At 74.4% G+C, this 16266-nt stretch carries 11 protein-coding genes and 1 pseudogene; 4 read left to right on the top strand and 8 right to left on the bottom strand.

The window, feature by feature from the left end; genetic code table 11:
• A partial coding sequence (locus tag DKT69_RS17685) for a hypothetical protein (RefSeq protein ID WP_109802636.1) occupies window positions 1-675 on the top strand: 675 nt, incomplete at its 5' end.
• A 31-nt stretch (window positions 676-706) separates the two neighbouring features.
• On the opposite strand, the gene folE is transcribed toward DKT69_RS17685, so the two are convergent.
• The 4 genes from folE to DKT69_RS17665 all read right to left on the bottom strand — a co-directional run bounded on the left by folE (window position 707) and on the right by DKT69_RS17665 (window position 4611).
• Window positions 707-1372, bottom strand: a complete 666-nt coding sequence (gene folE / locus DKT69_RS17680; RefSeq protein ID WP_109802635.1) for a GTP cyclohydrolase I FolE — start codon at window positions 1370-1372, stop codon at window positions 707-709.
• Window positions 1373-1404: 32 nt separating this feature from the next.
• Window positions 1405-3411 carry an ATP-dependent zinc metalloprotease FtsH gene (gene ftsH / locus DKT69_RS17675; protein WP_109802641.1) on the bottom strand — a complete coding sequence of 669 codons (2007 nt, stop codon included), beginning with the start codon at window positions 3409-3411 and terminating at the stop codon, window positions 1405-1407.
• Between the two features lie 336 nt (window positions 3412-3747).
• A complete protein-coding gene (gene hpt, locus DKT69_RS17670) occupies window positions 3748-4323 on the bottom strand; it encodes a hypoxanthine phosphoribosyltransferase (RefSeq protein WP_109802634.1) in 576 nt (191 codons plus the stop codon).
• 99 nt (window positions 4324-4422) lie between these two features.
• On the bottom strand, window positions 4423-4611 hold the full coding sequence (locus DKT69_RS17665; RefSeq protein WP_109802633.1) for a hypothetical protein: 189 nt from the start codon (window positions 4609-4611) through the stop codon (window positions 4423-4425).
• A gap of 99 nt (window positions 4612-4710) precedes the next feature.
• On the opposite strand from DKT69_RS17665, the gene DKT69_RS17660 reads away from it, so the two are divergent.
• The gene (locus DKT69_RS17660; RefSeq protein WP_109802632.1) at window positions 4711-5670 is read left to right on the top strand and encodes a GlxA family transcriptional regulator; all 960 of its coding nucleotides are present in this window, start codon (window positions 4711-4713) and stop codon (window positions 5668-5670) included.
• Between the two features lie 197 nt (window positions 5671-5867).
• Here the strand turns inward: DKT69_RS17660 and tilS are convergent, their stop codons facing one another.
• The 3 genes from tilS to dacB all read right to left on the bottom strand — a co-directional run bounded on the left by tilS (window position 5868) and on the right by dacB (window position 9445).
• Window positions 5868-6860, bottom strand: a complete 993-nt coding sequence (tilS, locus tag DKT69_RS17655; protein ID WP_109802631.1) for a tRNA lysidine(34) synthetase TilS — start codon at window positions 6858-6860, stop codon at window positions 5868-5870.
• Between the two features lie 10 nt (window positions 6861-6870).
• On the bottom strand, window positions 6871-7938 hold the full coding sequence (locus tag DKT69_RS17650) for a zinc-dependent metalloprotease (protein WP_109802639.1): 1068 nt from the start codon (window positions 7936-7938) through the stop codon (window positions 6871-6873).
• A 79-nt stretch (window positions 7939-8017) separates the two neighbouring features.
• Window positions 8018-9445, bottom strand: a complete 1428-nt coding sequence (dacB, locus tag DKT69_RS17645) for a D-alanyl-D-alanine carboxypeptidase/D-alanyl-D-alanine endopeptidase (RefSeq protein WP_109802640.1) — start codon at window positions 9443-9445, stop codon at window positions 8018-8020.
• Between the two features lie 675 nt (window positions 9446-10120).
• Between dacB and DKT69_RS17640 the strand changes: the two genes are divergently transcribed.
• Window positions 10121-10624: an inorganic diphosphatase gene (locus DKT69_RS17640; RefSeq protein WP_109802630.1), complete on the top strand. Its 504-nt coding sequence runs from the start codon at window positions 10121-10123 to the stop codon at window positions 10622-10624.
• A gap of 52 nt (window positions 10625-10676) precedes the next feature.
• Here DKT69_RS17640 and eccD read toward each other — a convergent pair whose 3' ends face one another.
• On the bottom strand, window positions 10677-12080 hold the full coding sequence (gene eccD, locus DKT69_RS17635; protein WP_109802638.1) for a type VII secretion integral membrane protein EccD: 1404 nt from the start codon (window positions 12078-12080) through the stop codon (window positions 10677-10679).
• 99 nt (window positions 12081-12179) lie between these two features.
• On the opposite strand from eccD, the pseudogene eccCa reads away from it, so the two are divergent.
• Window positions 12180-16140 (top strand): annotated as a pseudogene (eccCa, locus tag DKT69_RS17630) (type VII secretion protein EccCa).
• The last annotated feature ends 126 nt before the right edge of the window (window positions 16141-16266 follow it).

Raw genomic sequence — 16266 nt, 5'->3', positions numbered from 1 at the left:
CCCCGGCCGGGCCGCCCCCCGGCCGACTCCCCGGATCCGGCCGCGGCGGCCTGGGCGGACTATGTCGCCGCCGCGCGCCAGCTCGACGGGGTACGCCGGGCCGCGACGACCGCCGCCAGCGAGCAGGCCCGCTCGGTGCAGGCCGCCCGGGAGGAGCTGAGCGTCGTCCGGGCCCGGCTGGCCCCGCAGCAGGCGCAACTGCGGGAACTCGGGGTGCCGGCGATCTCGTTGCAGCCGACCCCGCCGGAGCTGACCGAGGCGGCCCGGTCGATGTCGGCCGGGCCGGCGGCGGTGCTGACCTCGCTGCAGGCGGCCCGCCGGTGGGCCGACGCCGCGGACGACGCGCTGGCCGCGCGGGGACTGCCCCGGCTGGCGCGCTGGCCGTCCCGGCCCCGCAACCTGCTGGTGTACGGGCCGCTGGCCCTGGTGGTCCCGCTGATCCAGTTGCTGGTCCTGCTCGGCACCGGCCCGGGGCTGGCGAGCGTCCTGGCGCTGGTGGTCGGGCTGCCGATGCCGGCGGTGGCCTTCATGGCGGGCTGGCTGGCGGTGGGCCGGCTGTTCCGGCCCCGGCCGGAGGACCGGGTGGACCGGACACCCCGGTTCGGGGCACTGGTCTGCCTGGTCCCGGCGGTGGCGACCACCGCCGGGATCGTCCTGGCGATGCTGGCCGGCTGATCGGGCCGACGGGTTCGTCGGCCGCGCCGGGTCAGCGGGGGATGATCAGGGACATCGCTTCGGCGCGGGACTTCGCGTCGCGCTGGAGCACGCCGCGGACCGCCGAGGTGATGGTCTTGGCGCCGCTCTTCTGGATGCCGCGCATCGCCATGCACATGTGCTCGCACTCGAGCACGACGATGACGCCGCGCGGTTCCAGCTTGCTCATCAGCAGGTCGGCGATCTGCGAGGTGAGCCGCTCCTGCACCTGCGGGCGCCGGGCGAAGACCTCGACCAGTCGGGCCAGCTTGGACAGGCCGGTGATCCGGCCGTCCGGTCCCGGGATGTAGCCGATGTGCGCGCTGCCCCGGAAGGGGAGCAGGTGGTGCTCGCAGAGGCTCATCACGTCGATGTCCCGGACGAGCACCAGCTCCTCGTGGTTGGCCTCGAAGGTGGTGCTGAGCACCTGGGCCGGGTCGACCCGGAGACCGGCGAAGAGTTCGGCGTACGCGCGGGCGACCCGGGCCGGCGTCTGCCGGAGGCCGTCCCGGTCCGGGTCCTCGCCGACCGCGATGAGGATCTCGCGGACGGCCTTCTCGATCCGGCCCAGGTCCATGGTTTCCTCGACCGGCCGGCCGGTGAGCTTGCCGCTGATCAGTCGAGCGGCGACGTAGTCGAGCGCCTCGTCACCGTCGGGCTCGGTCAACGAGGCGGCCAGCCCCTTGTCGGGGCTGGCCGCGGCGTCCGTGTTCAGTGGGTACCGTCCGAGTTGTTCGAGGAGCCGCCGACCGAGGCGCCGTCGGCCTGAGCCTGCGCCTTGAGCTTGTCCTTCTCGGCCGGGGTGAGCACCGGCGGCTCGGTGGAGGGCTGACGCTTGCCGAAGCCGTGGTACGGGGCCATCGGCGGGCGCTTCACCACCCGGGCGCAGATCCGGGCCATGTCGGCGGTGGAGAGGGTCTCCTTCTCGATCAGCTCCAGGACCATGTTGTCCAGCACGTCCCGGTACTCCACCAGGATCTCCCAGGCCTCGTCGTGGGCCAGCTCGATCAGGGCGCGCATCTCGCCGTCGATCTCGGCCGCCACCGAATCGGAGTAGTCCCGCTCGTGGCCCATGTTGCGGCCGAGGAACGGCTCGTCACCGCTGGTGCCGTACTTGATCGCGCCGAGCTTGGAGCTCATGCCGTACTGGGTGATCATCGCGCGGGCCAGCTGGGTGGCCTTCTCGATGTCGTTGCCGGCGCCGGTGGTGGGCTCGTGGAAGACCAGTTCCTCCGCGGCCCGGCCGCCCAGCGCGTACGCCAGGGTGTCGATCATCTCGGCCCGGGTCTGGGTGTACTTGTCCTCGGTCGGCAGGACCAGAGTGTGGCCCAGCGAGCGGCCGCGGGACAGGATCGTCACCTTGTGCACGGGCGCGGCGTGCGGCAGCGCCCAGGCGACCAGCGCGTGCCCACCCTCGTGGTACGCGGTGATCTTCTTCTCCTGGTCGCTCATCACCCGGGTCCGCCGCTGCGGACCGGCGATCACCCGGTCGATCGACTCCTCCAGCGAGTCGTTGCTGATCGCCCGCTCGCCCTTGCGGGCGGTGAGCAGGGCCGACTCGTTGATCACGTTGGCCAGGTCGGCGCCGGAGAAGCCCGGGGTACGCCGGGCGACCGCGTCGAGGTCGACGTCGGGCGTGAACGGCTTGCCCTTGGCGTGCACCCGCAGGATGGCCTTGCGGCCCTCCATGTCGGGGGCGTCCACCGGGATCTGCCGGTCGAAGCGGCCCGGGCGCAGCAGCGCCGGGTCGAGGATGTCCGGCCGGTTGGTGGCGGCGATCAGGATGACCCCGCCCTTGGTGTCGAAGCCGTCCATCTCGACGAGCAGCTGGTTGAGCGTCTGCTCGCGCTCGTCGTGACCGCCGCCCATGCCGGCGCCACGGTGCCGGCCGACCGCGTCGATCTCGTCGACGAAGACGATCGCCGGGGCGTTCGACTTGGCCTGCTCGAACAGGTCGCGGACCCGGCTGGCGCCGACACCGACGAACATCTCGACGAAGTCCGAGCCCGAGATCGAGTAGAACGGCACGCCGGCCTCGCCGGCGACGGCCCGGGCGAGCAGGGTCTTACCGGTACCGGGCGGGCCGAAGAGCAGCACGCCCTTCGGGATCTTGGCGCCCAGGGCCTGGTACTTCGCCGGGTTCTGCAGGAAGTCCTTGATCTCGTGCAGCTCCTCGACGGCCTCCTCGGCCCCGGCCACGTCCGCGAAGGTGGTCTTCGGCGTGTCCTTGGTGATCATCTTCGCCTTGGACTTGCCGAAGTTGAGCACCCGGGAGCCGCCGCCCTGCATCTGCGACATGAAGAACAGCAGCAGGAGCACCAGCAGGGCGATGGGGAGCAGGTTGACCAGCAGGCTCACCCAGACGCTGTCCGAGGAGACCTTGGTGTCCGCCGGGCCGGTGACCCGGTTCGCGGCCTTGGCGGCCAGCACCTCGTTCCAGACCTGGTCGCCGGCCTGGTACGGGAACTGCGCCTCGATCTTGTCGGTGGTGGTCTCACCGAACTTGGTCTTCTGGGTCAGGTCGAGCTGGAGCGTCTGCTCCTTGTCCTGGAAGACCGCCTTGTTGATCTTGGCCGTGTGGAGCTGGTCGAGCGCAACGGAAGTGTCCACCCGGTGGTAGCTGGGACCAGCGGTGAACAGCTGACTGAGCACAACGGCGCCGAGGATGACCAGGATGATCCAGACCACCGGTCGGCGGAAGAAACGCGTACGTTCCATACTGTTGTCGGGCGCCGAGACGCCCGCATCCTCCTGATCGACGTCCTGACCGTCTGAATGGTGTCGCCGCCTCGGGCGGCGGCCGGAGCCGCCGTGCGGGCCGGCCTCGACCCCGAAGCGCGCGAACTGCCGCGCCGCGGTCATTCGACGGTACACCGTTCGTGCCAGATGTGAGCTTGCGAGCCCAGCACTTACGCGTACGGCGAACCGGGGTTTGGGCCGGCGTGACGGGGAGGGTTGCCTCCACGCCACCGGTCCCTACCGTAGCCCGGTGAGCTGAGAGTCCGCTGAACGTCCGCTCGACGAGCGCCGATACCCGCAGGTCGGCGGGGCGGCTCAGGCGCGGGCGTAGACCTCGGGCTTGAGCACGCCGACGTAGGGGAGCTCCCGGTACCGCTCGCCGAAGTCGAGGCCGTAGCCGACGACGAACTCGGTCGGGATGTCGAAGCCGACGTACTTGACCGGGACCGGCACCTTGACCGCGTCGGGCTTGCGGAACAGCGCGACCACCTCGACGCTCGCCGCCGAGCGCGACTCCAGGTAGCGCAGCAGCCAGGAGAGGGTCAGGCCGGAGTCGACGATGTCCTCGACCACCACCACGTGCCGGCCGGCGATGTCCCGGTCCAGGTCCTTGAGGATCCGGACCACCCCGGAGGAGGTGGTGCCCTGGCCGTAGGAGGAGACGGCCATGAACTCCAGCTCGGCGGGGGGACCCTGGCGGCCGAGCGCCCGGGCGAAGTCGGCCATGAACATGACCGCGCCCTTGAGCACGCAGACGAGCAGGAGCCCGTCCTCGACGTGCGCGTAGTCCGCGGAGATCTGCTTGGCCAGCTCCGCGGTCTTCTCGCGGATCTGCGCCTCGGAAATGATCACGTGGTCGATGTCGGCGTCGTACCAGGAGCCGTCAGCCATGCTCCTAGCCTGCCGTACGCCGGATGGCCTCCGTCGGCGGGGCCGCCCCTTTTGGCGCGGTCCCGCCGGGGATGTTCGGCGTGGAAGGTGCAAATCACCTCAGCAGGTGCCGGAGCGCCAGCGGCGGCCGTCGGCGGTGGGCTTCCAGTCGGCCGAGTCGCGGGTGTCGGCGCCCAGGCCAGCGGCCGAGGCGACGGCCAGGACGAGGAGGAAGAGGAAGAGCAGCAGGAACTCCATGGCGGCGCTCGCTTTCGCGTGGTTGATGTCGGTTTCGCCGCCGGTGCGCACCGGACTGAGACCAGTCTCTGACGGCCAGGACCAACCGGAAAGTGGCAGGAATGCCAGTGGGCATCGATTTACTGCCACCTCTGCGGTTACCCTCGTCACATGTTGCGTTCGGTCGCCGTCATCGCGCTGGAACAGGTCGCCGCGTTCGAACTCGGCGTCCTGGCGGAGGTGTTCGGCACCGACCGGACCGCCGACGGTTTCCCCGGCTACCGCTTCGACGTCTGCACCGCCGACGGCGGACCGGTGCGCAGTCGCTCCGGTTTCCTGCTCACCCCGCACGCCGACCTCACCCCGGTCGAGGACGCCGACCTGGTCGCCGTGCCGGCGCACCCGGAAGGGACGAGCGTCCCCGCTGCCGTGCTCGACGCGCTGCGCCGGGCCGCCGACCGGGGTGCCTGGCTGCTCAGCGTCTGCTCCGGCGCCTTCCTGTTGGGCGAGGCGGGGCTGCTCGACGGGCGGGACTGCACCACCCACTGGCGGCACGTCGACGACCTGCAACAGCGCTTCCCGGCGGCGAGGGTCCAGTGCAACTCCCTCTACGTGCAGGACGGCAAGCTGCTGACCAGCGCTGGCACCGCCGCCGGGATCGACGCGTGCCTGCACCTGGTCCGCCAGGAGCACGGCTCGGCGACCGCCACCCGGCTGGCCCGCCGGATGGTCGTCCCGCCGCACCGCGACGGCGGCCAGTCCCAGTACGTCGAGGCGCCGATCCCGAAGGCGCCGGAGGCGCCCACCCTGGAGCCGGTGCTGGAATGGCTGATGGGCCACCTGGACCGGACGGTGACCGTGGAGGAACTCGCCGCGCGGGCCGGCATGGCGCCCCGTACCTTCGCCCGCCGGTTCCGCGCGGAGACCGGCACCACCCCGCACGACTGGCTGACCAACCAGCGGGTGCTGCTGGCCCGGCGGCTGCTGGAGGAGACCCGGTTGAGCGTGGAGACCGTGGCCGACCAGGCCGGCTTCGGCGACGCGGCGGCGCTGCGGCACCACTTCACCCGTCGGGTCGGCACCACCCCGAACGCCTACCGGACGACCTTCCGGGAACGCGCCGAGGTCTGATCACCAGCCGGCGCCCCGGCACACCAGCCGGCCGCCGGGTGTCACCTCATTCCCTTTGCTCTGCTTCAACCCACGCAACACGTGGACGGACAGGTGTTGCCTCCGCTGCAGCAGAGCAAAGGCTGCGCACAGGGTCCGTCCGCCGGCGGGCGACCGGGCCGACCCCGGCACGGGAGAACGCGGCGGACCGGGGCGGCTCAGCGGGGGTCGCTGAGGGTGAGCCGGCCCTTCCGGCGGGCCACGCGCAGACCGCCGGGTAGATGGACTACGCCCTGTCCGTGCCAGCCGGTGACCAGGGCGTCCAGCGCGGCGACGTGTCGGTGCGACAGGGCGGCCGGTGCCGCGCCCAGTTCCCGGGCCCAGGCGTGCAGTACCCGGGTACGGACCGCTGGGGACAGCGCGACCAGCACGTCGACCGACAGCCCATCGTCGGCAAGCCGGGCGGCTGCGAGTGCGGCGGCGGCCAGGTCGTCCAACGCGGCGGTGTCGGCGGCCACCAGACGGGCGGTCCGGGCCAGGTTGTCCAGCACCCCCGGGCCGAGCGCCCGGACCAGCGCCGGCAGCACGTCGGAGCGGACCCGGGCCCGGGCGTACGCCGGGTCGGCGTTGTGCGGGTCCTCCCACGGGGTGAGCCCCAGCGCGGCGCAGGCCTTGCGGGTGTCGTCCCGGCCGACGTCCAGCAGCGGCCGGAGCAGCGGCACCCCGTCCAGCTCCCGGCGTTCCGGCATCCCGGCGAGGCCCCGCGGGCCGGCGCCCCGGGCCAGCGCGAGCAGCACGGTCTCGGCCTGGTCGTCGCGGGTGTGGCCGAGCAGCAGCGCGGCGGCGTCGTGCCGGCGGGCGGCGGCGACGAGGGCCTGGTAGCGCGCCTCCCGGGCGGCCGCCTCGGGGCCGCCCGGCCGGCCGGCGACGGTCACCGGGACCGCGTCCACCGGGTCGAGCCCGATCCCGGCGGCCCACCGGGCCACCGCGTCGGCGCGCTCGGCCGAGCCCGGTTGCAGGCCGTGGTCCACGGTCACCAGGCCGGCCCGTCGGCCGAGCCGAGGCGCGACGAAGGCGGTGGCGGCCGCCAGGGCGAGCGAGTCGGCGCCGCCGGAGCAGGCGACCAGCACCGGCCCGTCCCCGGTCAGCCCGGCCAGCGCCCGGCGGACCGCGACCCGGACCGCGGCGACCGGCGGGGCGAGCGCGGCCACGGCGGACGGCTCAGCCGGCGGTCGGGGTGGCGGCGGCCGGCCCGTGCACCCGGGCCACCCAGGCGTCCGGGTCGCCCAGCTCCTCCAGCCGGGGCAGGGTCAGCGGCGAGCCGAAGATCTTGTTGAAGCCCTCCATGCCGACCCGCTCGACCACCCCGTGGACGAACTTGCGGCCCTCGGCGTACTGCCGCATCTTGACCTCGATGCCGAGCAGCCGGCGGATCGCCTTCTCCAGCGGGTTGCCGGACTCGCGGCGCCGGTTGAACGCGGCCCGGATCGACTCGACGCTCGGGATCACCTGCGGGCCGACGCCGTCCATCACGAACTCGGCGTGCCCCTCCAGGAGGGTCATCAGCGCGGTCAGCCGGTCGAGCACCGCCCGCTGGGCGGGGGTCTGCACGATGTCCAGCACGCTGGCCCGGCTCTCCGGATCCTTCACCGCGTCGGAGAGGGTGGCCACGCCGCGCCGCAGCCGCTCCAGCAGGTGCTCGCCGCCCTGCGAGGCGTCGACGAACGCCTGCACCTCGCCGAGAAAGTAGGCGCGCATCCACGGCACGGAGGTGAACTGGGTCCGGTGGGTCACCTCGTGCAGGCAGACCCAGAGCCGGAAGTCCCTCGGGTCGCAGCCCAGCTTCCGCTCCACCTCGACGATGTTCGGCGCCACCAGCAGCAGCTGGCCCGGATCGCCGGAGAAGACCTCGTACTGGCCGAGGACCCGGCCGGAGAGGTAGGCCAGCACGGTGCCGGCCTGCACCCCGGTCAGTCGGGAGCCGATCGCCTCGGTCAGCGGCCCGGGCCGCTTGTCCCCGGAGAGCCGGTTCACCAGCGGGGTGATCACCTCACGGAGCCCGGCGATGTTGGCGGCCGCCCAGTCCCGGCGGTCCACCACCTTCACCGGCGGGTGGGCGACCTGCGAACGCAGCCCGGTGTAGTCGGCGACGTGCCCGGCCGCCTCCTCGGTCAGCCGCCGCAGCTCGCCGACCACGTCGGTGGCCTCGGCATACGACACCCGGGGGCCCGACTTGCCCAGCGCCCCCGCGGTCGCGGCGGCCAGATCCCAGTCCACGAACTGCGCCATGCACCCACCGTACCCGCGCCGGAACACCCCAGCCCGGGGTCGCGACCGGGATCGACGCCGATCCCACCGCCCGCGCGGATCAGCGGCAGCCGCAGCCGGCCAGCGCCGAGGTGATCCGGTCGAGGGCCTGCCGGGTGGCGTCCAGGGTGTCCGGCGGCGCCTGGTCGGTCAGCACCGCGAACGTCAGCAGCCGGCCGTCGGCCGTGGTGACCAGCCCGGCGATGGCGTTGACCCCGGTCAGCGTCCCGGTCTTGGCTCGGACCACGCCGGCCCCGGCCTTCGTCACCGCCGCCTGGTAACGCTCGTCGAGGGTGCCGGACCAGCCGCCCACCGGCAGGCCCCCGAAGATCGCCGCCAGCTCGGGGTGACTGCCGTTGCCGGCGAGGGTAATCAGGTCGGTCAGCAGCGACGGGCTGATCCGGTTGGTCCGGGACAGGCCGCTGCCGTCGGCGAGGCTGATCTCGTCGGCGGGCAGCCCCAGCTCGCCGATCACCGCGTCGGTCGCCGCAGCGCCACCGGCGAAGGAGGCCGGCTTGTTCCGGGCCAGTGCCACCTGACGGGCGAGCGTCTCGGCGATCACGTTGTCACTGTCGCTGATCATGATGTCGACCAGCCGGACCATCGGCAGCGACTCGACCTTGCCCAGCTCGGTGCCGGGCGTCGGCGCCCCGGCCGCCGCGCTGGCACCGGACGCGGCGGGAGCCTTGCCCCGCTTCACGTCGGCGTCCCCGGAGAGCCCGAGCAGCCGGGCGAACTGCCGGCCGGCCATCAGGTCGGGCTGGGGCACCCGCTCGGCCGCGTGGTTGGTGGCCTCGGAGTTCCGCCGGGCCTCCTCGGGGTCCCGGCGGGCGCCGTCGGTCATCAGCGCGGTGATCGCCGCGCCGAAGCCGCCGGTGGGAATGTCGGCGTCCCAGCCCGGCTCGTACACCGGGCCGCTGAACAGGGACGAGTCGACGGTCACCTTGGTCGGCGCGGTGCCGCCCAGCGCCTTGCGGACCTGGGCCGCCAGGTCGTCCAGCCGGGCCGCGCCCGGGTAGAAGCCGTTCTTGTCCACGGCCAGGGTCGGGTCACCACCGCCGACGATGACCACCTCGCCGGGGGTCGCGCCGGCCACCGCGCGGGTCGGGATCCGGTACGCGGGACCCCGGGCGGCCAGCACCGTCACCGCGGTCGCCAGCTTGGTCACCGAGGCGGGCACCGTGGGCGCGTCCTGGCCGGCGCCGTACAGCGCATTTCCGGTGGTCACGTCCGCCACCGACACGTTCACCCGGTCGCCGAGGGCCGCCGCGCGGACCAGCGGGTCGAGCGCGGCGCGTACCCCGTCGGCGGACGGGATCGGGGCGTTGGCGTCCGGACCGGCGAGCACCGCCGCCGGGTCGGGCTCGGGGGGCTGGGCGCTCGCCGACGTCGCGGCGGTCTCGCCACCCAGCCAGCCGGCCACCGGCCCGGGCCGCACCACGGCCAACCCGACCGCGGCCAGCACGACGACCAGCACGGTGGCGAGCACGGCCAGCGGGAGCCGCCGCCGACGACGGGCCGGCGGGGGCTCGGGAGCGGCCGGCGGGGCGGCCCGACCCACCGGGCCGCCGCCCGGGCCGTCCTGGTCCGGCCAGCGCACCTGACCGCCACCGTAGGGCGACGGCTCGGCCCGGCCGGCGAACTGCTCCGGGCGGGCCCGGCCCACCGGCTCGGCACCATAGGGGCCGGCCGACCCGGGGCCGTACTGCTGCGGGTTGGCCCGGCCCACCGGCTCGGGGCCGTACGACTGCGGGTTCGCCCGGCCCACCGGCTCCGGGCCGTACGAAGGCGGGTTCGCCCGGCCTACCGGGTCGGGGCCGTACCGCTGCGGGTTCGCCCGGCCGACCGGCGCGGAGCCGGCGTCCGGGCGACGCCCGGGGTCGCCCGGCAGGCGGGGAAACTGGGCGTCCGGGACCGGGACGCGCCCGGAGGCGCCGCCGGAACCGGGACCGCCGAACTTCCGCCCGTCAACCCCCTCCGGGCGGTAGTGTGAATCTTCCCTCCCCACGACCCCCTCCTCCCCCGTCGAAAAGCACCTTGGGTGACACTACTTCGGTCCGAACACTATGCGGCGGCCGGAGCCGGCGGGTGCGCATTCACCTGTCCGGGGAGCGGCGCCACTGGTTTCCGTTAGCCAGCGTGGGCAAACGAGGGAGCGTGGAAGATGGATTTCGACGTCACGGTTGAGATCCCGAAGGGTCACCGCAACAAGTACGAGGTGGACCACGCGACCGGCCGGATCCGGCTGGACCGTACCCTCTTCACCTCCACGCAGTACCCGGCCGACTACGGCTTCATCGAGGGCACCCTGGGCGAGGACGGCGACCCGCTGGACGCGCTGGTGCTGGTCCCCGAGCCCACCTTCCCGGGCTGCCTGATCCGCTGCCGCACCATCGGCATGTTCCGGATGACGGACGAGAAGGGCGGCGACGACAAGGTCCTCTGCGTGCCCTACGAGGACCCCCGCCAGGAGCACCTGCGCGACATCCACCACCTGGGCGAGTTCGACCGGCTGGAGATCCAGCACTTCTTCGAGGTGTACAAGGACCTCGAGCCCGGCAAGTCGGTCGAGGGCGCCACCTGGGTGGGGCGTACCGAGGCGGAGGCCGAGATCCGCGCCTCGTACCAGCGCGCCAAGGACGCCGCCGAGCACGGCGAGGCGCACTGATCATCGGACGTGTGACAGGTCCGGGTCGCTCGGCGACCCGGACCTTCGCGTCTCAGCCGAGCAGGTCGCGGGCCCGGTCGTAGAGGTCGAGCACCGCACAGGCCACCGGCACCACGGAGACCACCAGCGCGGTGTCGGTGAGGTCGGCCAGCCGGCCGAGGTACGGGGAGACCGGCCGCCGGGCGTACGTGGTGCCGGCCGCCACCGCGACCAGGGCCAGGGCGAGCCCGCCGACGCTCAGCGCGAGCAGGCCGGCGGAGCCGGCCCGGCCGGCGAGCACCGCGCCGAGCACGGCGGCTCCGGCCAGCCCGGCGGCGACCGTCGGCACCCGGTGCCGCAGCGCGACGAAGAGCCGGGACCGCAGCAGCAGCACGGCCGACCCGACCGCGACCAGCAGCCGCCCGGCCGTCCCGCCCGCCGTGGCGAGCACCGCCGCGGCGGCGACGGCCAGGACGGCGTGCCCGAGCAGCATCCCGGTCAGTACCTCCTCGGTCCGGGCCACCGCCGCGTGGACCCGGCCCCGGTCGGGCAGGTCCCGGACCGGGTGCGCCTCCCCGCCGGGCCCGGCGGCCGGCAGGGTGATCGGCGGCAACGGCAGCTTGCCGAGCCGGATGGCCAGCAGCGGCAGCGCGCCGAGCGTGAAGACGAGCGCGCAGAGCAGCACCGCCGCGGTGGCCGCCGGGTCGAGGAACAGCCCACCGAGCGCGGCGAGCCCGCCGACCGCGCCGACGGTCGCGCCGGCGGAGAAGACCCGGGACCCGGTGGCCACACCGAGCAGGCCGAGCACCGACAGCAGCAGCAGCGCCACCGAGCCGGCCAGCAGCTCGGGGGCGCCCAGCCAGCGCAGCGGCCCGAACGGGCCGACCGGGTCGCCCGAGCTGACCGCGAGCGCGCCGGCCGCGGCGGCGTACGGCAGCGCGTACCCGCCGAGGGTGGCGCCGGCCGGGCCGTCCCCGTACGCCCGGGAGGCGGCCGTGGCGGCGAGGACGAGCAGCAGCGCCACGGCGGCGGCGACCGGCCAGCCGGTGCGCTGCCCGGGGCCGCCGGCCAGCACGGCGAGCAGCCCGACGGCGAGCGGCACGGCCGCCCCGGCCAGCGTGGCGGTCCGGGTGGCGGCGGGCGACCAGGCGCTGCCCCGACGGCGGGCACCGTCGGCGACCGCCTCGACCACGTCGTCGTACTCCAGTTCGGGCCACTGCGCGCGGGCCGGCACCAGGTGCAGCACCTCGCCGTCGCGCACCCCCTGCGGCAGCAACGCCTGCGCGGTCGCCAGCACCGCGCCGTCGGTACGTCGGAGCACCCAGCCGCCGTGCCGCTCCCCGTCGTCGGCCAGCCCCTCACCGGCGTGCCGGAGCACCTCCGGTAGCAGCTCGGCCAGCGGGACCTGTTCCGGCAGGGCCACGTCCACCCTCCGTTGGGGAGCGCTGATGGTGACCCGCGCCAGGCCGACTGTCATCGACATATCTCCATATCGAGCGGGAAGGGTGGCTGACGGACGACAGGACTTTACCTACGATGAGCCAGGCTCGGGTTACCGAGAGCCATGGGAGGCTCAGTGTCCACTGTCGTCATCAAGCGCCCGCCGCGGCGTCCCGCGCCGGAGATTCCGGTCGGTGAGCTGCCGGTGGACGCGCCGCCGGAGATCCCCGTCGGGGCGGGCGGGCGCTGGCAGCAGGCGCTGATGGTGCTGCCCATGCTCGGCGGCACGGTGGCGATGGCGATGATGTTCGGCCGCGGTGGCGGGGCCTACTCGTACGTGGTGGGCGGCATGTTCGGGCTCTCCTCGGTGGCCATGCTGGTGACCTCGTGGGGCAGCGCCACCGGCACCCCGAAGAAGTCGGAGATGATGGCCGCCCGGCGGGAGTACCTGCGGCACCTGACCGCGCTGCGCCGCCGGGTCCGGCAGACCGCCGGGGCGCAGCGGGCCGGGATCTACTACCGGCACCCCGACCCGGGCAAGCTCTGGTCCACGGTGGACAGCCATCGGGTCTGGGAACGCCGTCCGGGGGACCCGGACTTCGCGGTGGTCCGGGTGGGCGTTGGCCCGCAGACGCTGGCCACCCCGCTCGTCCCGCCGGTCACCCGGCCGCTGGAGGAGCTGGAGCCGATGACCGCGGGCGCGCTGCGGCGCTTCCTCGACGCGTACTCGGTGGTGCCGGACCTGCCGGTGGCGCTCTCGCTGCGCAGCTTCGCCCGGGTCTTCGTCCGCGGCCCCGCCGGCGCGCGGGGCGCCGGCTCGCCGGCCGCGCAGGCCCTCGCGCGGGCCGTGCTCGCCCAGCTCGCCGTCTTCCACGCCCCGGACGAGCTGCTGATCGCGATCTGCGCCGGGCCGGAACGGCGGGCGCTCTGGGACTGGGTCAAGTGGCTGCCGCACGCCCAGCACCCGAGCCGCGCCGACGCGCTCGGCCCGGTCCGCCTGGTCAGCAGCTCCGCCGCCGAACTGGAACGGCTCCTCGACGAGGTGCTGGCCATCCGGTCGCGGTTCAGCCCGGCCGGCCCGGCCACCGACGGGCCGCACGTGGTGGTGGTGCTCGACGGGGGTGACCTGACCGGCGCCACCGACCTGGCCGGCGACGGCGGCATCGACGCGGTCACCGTCATCGACCTGGACACCCCGCCGCCGCGGCTGCTCGACCGGTACGCCCTCCTGCTCGACCTGGGCGACGGCCGGCTGCACTCGCACTCCGCCGAGGGGGTCGCCGAGGTGGGCGCCGCCGACGCGCTGGAGCTCGCCGACGCGGAGGCGGTCGCCCGCCGGCTCGCGCCGCTGCGGCTCGCCGGCACGGTACGCGGACCGGACGGCCCGCCCGGCGCCGAGCCGGGCCTGCCCGAGCTGCTCGGCCTCGGCGACCCGGAGGGTTTCACCGCCGAGCAGGGTTGGGCGCCCCGACCGGCCCGGGACCGGCTGCGGGTGCCGATCGGGGTCGGCGCCGACGGTGGCGCCATCGAGCTGGACCTCAAGGAGTCCGCGCAGGACGGCATGGGCCCGCACGGCCTGCTCATCGGGGCCACCGGCTCCGGCAAGTCCGAGCTGCTCCGCACGCTGGTGCTCGGGCTGGCCGCCACGCACAGCTCGGAGCAGCTCAACTTCGTGCTGGTCGACTTCAAGGGCGGGGCGACCTTCGCCTCGTTCGACCGGTTGCCGCACACCGCCGCGGTGATCACCAACCTGGCCGACGCCCTGCCGCTGGTCGACCGGATGGTCGACGCGATCAACGGCGAGCTGGTCCGCCGGCAGGAGCTGCTGCGCCGGGCCGGCAACTTCGCCAGCCTCCGCGACTACGAGCGGGCCCGCGCGGCGGGCACCCCGCTCGCCCCGCTGCCGTCGCTGCTGCTGATCTGCGACGAGTTCTCCGAGCTGCTCTCCGCCAAGCCCGACTTCATCGACCTCTTCGTCCAGATCGGCCGGCTGGGCCGGTCGCTCGGCGTGCACCTGCTCTCGCCAGCCAGCGCTTGGAAGAGGGGAGGCTACGGGGACTGGATACCCACCTGTCGTACCGGATCGGGTTGCGGACCTTCTCCGCCCTGGAGTCCCGGACGGTGCTCGGGGTGCCCGACGCGCACGAGCTGCCCCGCTCCCCGGGTCACGGCTACCTGCGCGCCGGCACCGACCCGCTGGTCCGCTTCAAGGCCGCGTACGTCTCCGGCGCGGTCCGCCGCCGGGGCGGCCCGGCGGGCGCGGCCGGCAGCGGTGGGCCCCGGCTGCTCGCCTTCTCCACCCACCTGGTGCCGGTGCCGGAGCCGGCCACCCCGGCCGCGCTGCCCGCCGCCGAGGAGGAGGCCCCCACCGAGACCCTGCTCGACCTGCTGGTGGGCCGGCTGGCCGGGTAGGGTCCCCCGGCCCACCAGGTGTGGCTGCCGCCGCTGGACCGCTCGCCCACCCTCGACGAGCTGCTCGGCCCGGTCGCCGCCGACCCGGTACGCGGGCTCACCGTCGGCAATCCCGAGCTACACGGGGCCCTCCAGGTGCCGGTGGCGGTGGTCGACAAGCCGTACGAGCAGCGCCGGGACCTGTCCTGGCTGGCGCTGGACGGCGCGGCCGGGCACGTCGCGGTGGTCGGGCAGCCGCAGAGCGGCAAGTCGAGCCTGCTGCGCACGCTGATCTGCGCGCTGGCGCTCACCCACACCCCGGCCGAGGTGCAGGTCTACTGCCTCGACTTCGGCGGTGGGGCGCTCGGCGTGCTGCGCGACCTGCCGCACGTCGGCGGGGTCGCCGGGCGCGCCGAGCCGACCGCGGTACGCCGTACCGTCGGGGGATCGGCACCCTGCTGGCCGAGCGGGAACGCCGCTTCGCCGAGCTGGGCGTGGAGTCGATGGCGGCGTGGCGCCGGCGGCGGGCGGCGGCACCGGCCACCGGGCAGCCGGGGACCGACCCGTTCGGTGACGTGTTCCTGGTGGTGGACGGCTGGGGCACCCTGCGCAACGACTACGAGGACCTGGAGCCGCTGGTCACCGACCTCGCCACCCGCGGCCTGTCGTACGGCGTGCACGTGGTGGCCGCCTCCGTGCGCTGGACCGATTTCCGGCCGGCGATCCGCGACCTCTTCGGTTCCCGGCTCGAACTGCGCCTCGGTGACCCCTCGGACTCGGTGGTGGTGAAGCGGGCGGTGGCGGCGAACGTGCCGGAGCAGGCCGGTCGGGGGATCACCGCGGAGGGGCTGCACTTCCTCGGTGCCCAGCCCCGGGTCGCCGGGCTGGGCGGGGAGACGGTGGACCTGGTCAAGGCGGTCGTCGCCGGCTGGGCCGGGCCGCCCGTGCCCCGGGTCCGGCTGCTCCCGCCGGTGTTGCCGTACGCCGAGCTGGACCTCGCGGCGACCACCGGCCTGGCCTTCCCGGTCGGGGTGGCCGAGGCGGACCTGCGCCCGGTGGTGCTGGACTTCGCGGCCGAGCCGCACTTCGTGGTCTTCGGCGACGCCGAGTGCGGCAAGTCGTCGTTCCTGCGGGCGCTGGCCACCTCGATCATCACCCGCTTCGCCCCGGAGCAGGCCCGGGTGATCCTGGTGGACTACCGGCGCAGCCTGATGGGCACGATCGAGACGCCGCACCTGATCGGGTACGGCGCCGCCGCCCCGCACACCGCCGAGCTGATCGAGTCGGCGGCCGGCTACCTCCAGGGCCGCATCCCCGGGCCCGAGGTGACCCCCGCCCAGCTGCGCAGCCGGTCCTGGTGGTCGGGGCCGGAGCTGTTCGTGCTGGTGGACGACTACGACCTGGTGGCCGGCGGGCCGACCAACCCGCTGCGCGCCCTGGAGGAGCACCTGCCGCACGCCCGCGACGTCGGGCTGCACCTGGTGCTGGCCCGCCGTTCCGGCGGCGCCGGCCGGACCCAGTACGAGCCGATCATCCAGCGGCTGCGGGAGCTTTCCACGGCCGGTCTGGTGATGTCGGGCGGCCCGGAGGAGGGGGCGCTCGTGGGTCAGGTGAAGGCGAGCCCGTTGCCCCCGGGCCGGGGCCGGCTGGTGACCCGGAGGGAGGGGGTCCGATTGGTGCAACTGGCCCACCTGCCGCCGGCGTGACCGGAGTCACCGACTTGCACCGTGACGCACGGGAAACCCGGTAATCTCCGAGCAGCATGATTCTGTCGCGACGAAATGGCTGGGGAATGTGACCAGGGATCGGCACGGAGTTCCGACCGCCACCCG

This window comes from Micromonospora sicca (assembly GCF_003172935.1).
Lineage (GTDB): Bacteria > Actinomycetota > Actinomycetes > Mycobacteriales > Micromonosporaceae > Micromonospora > Micromonospora sicca.
The sequence above is the reverse complement of the archived record's forward strand: the minus strand, read 5'-3'. Positions and strand labels throughout refer to the sequence as shown.